The following is a 5,918-nucleotide window of genomic DNA, read 5'->3' as shown; positions in this document are numbered from 1 at the left end:
ACGCAGGCGGCGCGCGACGGCAAGCTCGACCCCGTCATCGGCCGCGACGAGGAGATCCGCCGCACCATCCAGATCCTCGCGCGCCGCACGAAGAACAACCCGGCGCTGATCGGCGAGCCGGGCGTGGGCAAGACGGCGATCGCGGAAGGCCTGGCGCTGCGCATCGCCAATGGCGACGTGCCCGACACGCTCAAGGACCGGCGGCTGATGTCGCTCGACCTGGGGGCGCTGATCGCGGGCGCCAAATATCGTGGCGAGTTCGAGGAGCGGCTCAAGGGCGTGCTCGACGAGGTCAAGGCCGCCGCCGGCGACATCGTGCTGTTCATCGACGAGATGCATCAGCTGATCGGCGCCGGCAAATCGGAGGGCGCGATGGACGCGGGCAACCTGCTCAAGCCCGCGCTCGCGCGTGGCGAGTTGCATTGCGTCGGCGCGACCACGCTCGACGAGTATCGCAAGCATGTCGAGAAGGACCCGGCGTTGCAGCGGCGCTTCCAGCCGGTGTTCGTGGGCGAGCCGACGGTGGCGGACACCGTGTCGATCCTGCGCGGGCTGAAGGAGAAATACGAGCTGCACCATGGCGTGCGCATCACCGACGGCGCGCTGGTGGCGGCGGCGACGCTGTCGAACCGCTACATCACCGACCGCTTCCTCCCCGACAAGGCGATCGACCTGATGGACGAGGCGGCGTCGCGGCTGCGCATGGAGGTGGAGAGCAAGCCCGAGGAGATCGAGAATCTCGACCGGCGGATCATCCAGCTCAAGATCGAGCGCGAGGCGCTGAAGAAGGAGCTGGACGCCGCCTCGAAGGATCGGCTGGCGACGCTGGAGGCCGATCTGGCCCGGCTGGAGGAACAGTCGGCGGCGCTAACGGTGCGCTGGCAGGCGGACAAGGACAAGATCGCCGCCGGCGCGCGGCTGGCCGAGCAGCTCGATGCGGCGCGGCTCCAGCTGGAACAGGCGCAACGCGCGGGCGATCTCGCGCGCGCCGGCGAGCTGTCCTACGGCACCATCCCGGCGCTGGGGAAACAGATCGCGGAAGCCGATGCGGCGCAGGCGGGCGCGATGCTGCGCGAGGAGGTGACGGCGGAGGACATCGCCGGGGTGGTCGCGCGCTGGACGGGCATCCCGGTCGACCGGATGCTGGAGGGCGAGCGCGAGAAGCTGCTCGGCATGGAGGACGCGATCGGCCGGCGCGTGATCGGGCAGCGCGACGCGGTGCGCGCGGTGTCGACGGCGGTGCGCCGCGCGCGCGCGGGGTTGCAGGACCCGAACCGGCCGCTGGGCTCGTTCCTGTTCCTGGGGCCGACGGGCGTGGGCAAGACCGAGCTGACCAAGGCGCTGGCCGAGTTCCTGTTCGACGATGCCGCCGCGATGGTGCGGATCGACATGAGCGAGTTCATGGAGAAGCACGCGGTGGCGCGGCTGATCGGCGCGCCGCCGGGCTATGTCGGCTACGAAGAGGGCGGCGTGCTGACCGAGGCGGTGCGGCGGCGGCCGTATCAGGTCATCCTGTTCGACGAGGTGGAGAAGGCGCATGGCGATGTCTTCAACGTGCTGCTCCAGGTGCTCGACGACGGCCGGCTGACCGACGGCCAGGGGCGCACGGTGGATTTCACCAACACGCTCATCATCCTGACCTCCAATCTGGGCTCGCAGCATCTCGCGTCGCTGGACGAGGGACAGGACGTGGGCGCCGTCGAGCCGCAGGTGATGGAGATCGTGCGCGGCCATTTCCGCCCGGAGTTCCTCAACCGGCTGGACGAGGTGATCCTGTTCCACCGGCTGGGGCAGGCCGACATGGGCCCGATCGTCGACATACAGGTCGCCCGCGTCGGCAAGCTGCTGGCCGAGCGGAAGGTGCGGCTCGACCTAACGGACGCGGCCCGCGCCTGGCTCGGGCGGGTCGGCTATGACCCGGTGTACGGCGCGCGACCGCTCAAGCGCGCGGTGCAACGCCACCTGCAGGACCCGCTGGCGGACCTGATCCTGCGCGGCGCGGTGAAGGACGGCGCGACCGTGGCGGTGGACGAGGGTGACGGGAAGCTGGCGCTAACGGTGGGTTGAGGCGGACAGCGAAAAGGGGGCGAGGTCGCCCTCGCCCCCCTCGCATGTCTGATCGATCCGTCGGGATCAGAAGGTGATGTCGAACCCGAGGCGGGCGTAGCGCGGCTGCGTGTACGCCGTCGCCGTGCCGTAGAGCGGATCGGGCTGATATTGCGCCGGCGCGGTCGCGGTCGCATCGATCTTGGTCAGCTCGTGCTGATTATAGGTCTGCGCCACCGCGCGCGAGTTGAAGACGTTGAACACGTCCCCACGCACCAGGATGTGATCGTTACCGAACGGCAGCGTGTAGCGCGCCGACAGATCGATCGTCTTCTGCCATTGCGACTTCAGCCCCGTGCCGCGCGGCGACGGTGCCGTCGCGGTGTAATAGCCCGCCGCGTTGAGCGCGCCCGTCGCGCAATAAAAACTGGACGAGCCATAGCCGGCGGCATTGGGATCGGTCGGGTGGAAACCCTCGCACGACCCGAAGGTCGGCGACACGACCTGGATATCGGTGCCCAGGATGAACTTCGGCGTGACGTGGACCGACCCGAACGCCTTGATGATCCAGGTATGATTGTTGGGCAGGATGCCGTTGCTGTAATCGGTCAGGCCCAGATAGTCATAATCCTGCGTCGAGCCGGCGTCCGTCTGCGCGGTGTTGCCGGCGTCAGACTTGACCGTACCTTCGCTATTGCCCTTCAGGCGCGACAGCGTCACCGAACCCTGCAGCGAGAACACCCCGTTATCGGCATGCTTGAAGTCGATCGACACCGCTTCATAGGTACGGCGCGGCTTCGGGAAGGTCTGGCCCGTCAGGGTGAACACCGTGCCGGCATTGGTGAAGTCCACCAGCTTCACGGTCGAGGAACCCGGGTTGTAGATGTAATAGGCCGAGTTGTTGGTGTAGAAGTTGCACTGCGCCGCCGTGCCGGTCTGGCCGGTCGCCCCGCAATTCAACGCGGTCGCGATGATCGGCGCGAAGTCGGTATCTTCCGACACACGCGACAGTTTGCGGTAGGTGCCGGTCAGCCCGACCGAGATCAGATTGGTGAACTGGAAGCGGGCGCTGGCGAGGAACTCGTCCTCATAGGTCGCCTTGGTTCCCGGCGCGACCTTCGCGAAGGCAGGATCCTGCACGCCCGCGCCGTAGATGAGGCAGGTCGCGGCGCCGTTGACCGGCGCGCCCGGCGCGGCGGCGAGGCTGGTCGGGCAGGTCGAGGCGTAGCCCGACCCCGCGCGATTGGTCTGCGCCGACCCCAATGCCAGCAACGGCAGGCCGGTCACCGGATCGGTGCGGAACGCCCCGGACGCTGCGGTGTTCGCGGCCGTCTGCGTCTGCCCGCCAGCCTGCGTGCCGTTCGTCACGCCGGGGTAGTTGAAATACTCGGCGAAATACAGATCGCGGCCGCGGAACCCGAGGTTCATCGCCGGCGGGATGAAATAACGACCATAGTTGCCGGTGAACCGGAACTTGGAGTCGCCGCCCGGGACGAAGCTGAAGCCCGCCCGTGCGGCGAAGTTGCTCTTGAAGTCGAGATACTTCTGACCCGAGAGGTTCTTCTGGTTGAACTCGTCGTCACGCACGCCGAGGTTCAGGGTCAGGCCGGTCAGCGGCTCCCACGAGTCCTGCAGATAGTAGGCGCGATCACGTCCGGACACGTTGCCGCCCAGCCGCTCATACAGCAGCTGCACGCCCGAGTTCGCGTAGGTGTAGCGGATCGGCAACGTGCCGTTCAGCGCGTTGATCTTGCTTTCGCTCAGATCCTCGTTGTCGAAGCCGAAGCGGAAATGATGCCGGCCGAGCAACTCCAGTCGAAGATCGCCATCCACGCGGTAAAACCGGCGGCGCGTCGCATCAATCGTGTTTCCCTGGAATGGCTGAAGGGTCGAGATGATGCGCGTCGTCGTGGTGCCGGTTGGCGAAGTGGCGGCGCGCTGATCGCGCACATAGTAGGAAGCGGGATCGGTCGGGGAAAGGTTGTTCGCGTCCTTATTCAAGCCATAGGCGGCCGAAATCTGGAAGAAATCAGTGATGCTGCCCGTATACCGTCCGACATAGTTCACGCCGCCGGTCTTCTGATCCTCGACACCGGTGACGTTGCCGATCGTACCGCCGTTGAACGCCGCGTTCGGCGTGAACGCGAAGTTGGTGATGCGCGTGTGCGACGACGTGTTGAAATAGGTGAACTCCGCATGCTGCGTCGGCGTGAAGTAGACGTCCGCCTTGCCGCCGTAGAACGGGTCGTTGGTGACGTCGCGCTCATACGTTCCCGCCAGCCCGAACGCGCGCTCCGTGATCTGCGCGTTGGTCTGCAACAGGCCGTAGAGGAACACGTGATCCTTGATCAGCGCGCCGCCTGCCTCCAGCGCGACCTGCGTGCTGTCGTCGCGCGCCAGCGCGCCGATCGACACCGGTCCGTCCACCGCGCCGACGTTCTTCTGATGGGATTTCAATTGCTGGGGCTGGAAATTGGCGTGGATCGCCATGAACGGCGTGTTGGTGCCCGACTTGGTGGTCGCGTTGAGCACCGCGCCCGTCGCGCGCCCGAACTCGGCCGCATAGCCGCCGGTCTGCACGTCGAACGACTTGTAGAAGTCAAACGGCACCTTGGCGCCGCCCACATAGGTGTCCGGGTTCGTGATGTTCAGGCCGTTGATGTAATAGGCGTTCTCCGACACCGACGAACCGCCGACCGACGGCACGCGCTCACCATTGGACGTCGTGAAGCCCGCGACTCCCAACACCGTTCCCGGCGCCAGCAGCGTCAGCGCGGTGGCGGAACGCGGCAGCGCGATCTGCGACGTGGTGCCGGGCACATCGATGTTGAGGCCGGTGGTGGTCTTGGTGAAATCCTGGCGCACGCGGGCACCGGTGACGACGACCTCGGCCGGGGCGCTGGTGCTGACCAGCGTCAGGCGCACCGCATTCTCCTGCGCCGCGACGACGCTGATCGTCCCAGTCGTGTCGCGGTAACCGTCCGCGCGGACCGTGACGTCATAGTTGCCCGGCGCCAGACCGGTCGCGTTGAAGCTGCCGCTGCCCGTCGTCTGGAACGTGCGGGTCTGGTTCTGCGCCTGGGATCGCAACGTCACCGTCGCGTTCGCGACCGGCGCGTTGTCGGCCGAGGCGACCGAGCCGCTGATCGCGCCGGACGTATAGTCCTGCGCCGAGGCCGGCGCGGCGATCGCGGCCAGGCCGATGCTGGCACCCAACAGCGCGATCGCCTGAAGCGCGGTGGACCCGCGGAGCAGCTTGCGGGTAGAAGACAGGTTGGTCACTGAACAGTCCTCGCGTGCAGCCTCCCGGCGGTGGCCGCCGGTGGAATGATCGGCTCCGACCGACGTAGTGGTGTCGCCGGAACTTCGACGCCTGGAATGCTGGCCTGCGAAGATACTGTAAACCTGTCGAAACTTTCCCGACGTACTTTCGGGCGACCCTGTCACCCGCCTGCAACACAGATCAGGCCCACGCCGACGTCCGCATCGCCTCAGCGCGGGCGCATCGCCTCGCTGGCGATCGCGGCGGAGGCATAGGCTTCCTGCGTCCGCACGTTCCAATAACGCAACGAGTCCAGCGGGATGCGCGCGCCCGACGCCGCGCAGCGGACATGGTCGCCGGGCGTCAGCACCCGGAAGCCGTTAGGGCCGTAATGCAGCCGCGCGGGCCGGTCGGTGTTGGACATCAGCATGGGCGTGGCCTCGTCAGAACAGGGTCGCCTGGCCCGGCGCGGCGGGGCGCGCGCGGGTGGACTTGACGCGGGCATACCGGGCGCCGTCATCGTCCTCAACCACGACGGCAACCGTCTCGTTCTTGCGGAAGCGCACGGTTAGCGCGCCGGCGTCGCGCGCGGCGGCGGCGTCGATCACCG

Annotated in this window: 3 protein-coding genes; 1 reads left to right on the top strand and 2 read right to left on the bottom strand. The window is 67.2% G+C overall.

All coding sequences use genetic code 11. The features are described 5' to 3' along the window. Window positions 1–2,067, top strand: a 2,067-nt coding sequence (locus HUU95_RS06515; RefSeq protein ID WP_174279375.1) for an AAA family ATPase, incomplete at its 5' end; no start/stop codon positions are given. A gap of 66 nt (window positions 2,068–2,133) precedes the next feature. On the opposite strand, the gene HUU95_RS06510 is transcribed toward HUU95_RS06515, so the two are convergent. Both HUU95_RS06510 and HUU95_RS06505 read right to left on the bottom strand, forming a co-directional pair. Further along, a complete protein-coding gene (locus HUU95_RS06510) occupies window positions 2,134–5,328 on the bottom strand; it encodes a TonB-dependent receptor (protein ID WP_174279374.1) in 3,195 nt (1,064 codons plus the stop codon). Between the two features lie 209 nt (window positions 5,329–5,537). Next, window positions 5,538–5,738: a DUF2093 domain-containing protein gene (locus tag HUU95_RS06505; protein ID WP_174279373.1), complete on the bottom strand. Its 201-nt coding sequence runs from the start codon at window positions 5,736–5,738 to the stop codon at window positions 5,538–5,540. Window positions 5,739–5,918: the final 180 nt, after the last annotated feature.

Source organism: Sphingomonas bacterium (assembly GCF_903643065.1).
GTDB lineage: Bacteria > Pseudomonadota > Alphaproteobacteria > Sphingomonadales > Sphingomonadaceae > Sphingomonas.
This window is presented reverse-complemented; position numbering and strand designations above follow the sequence as displayed.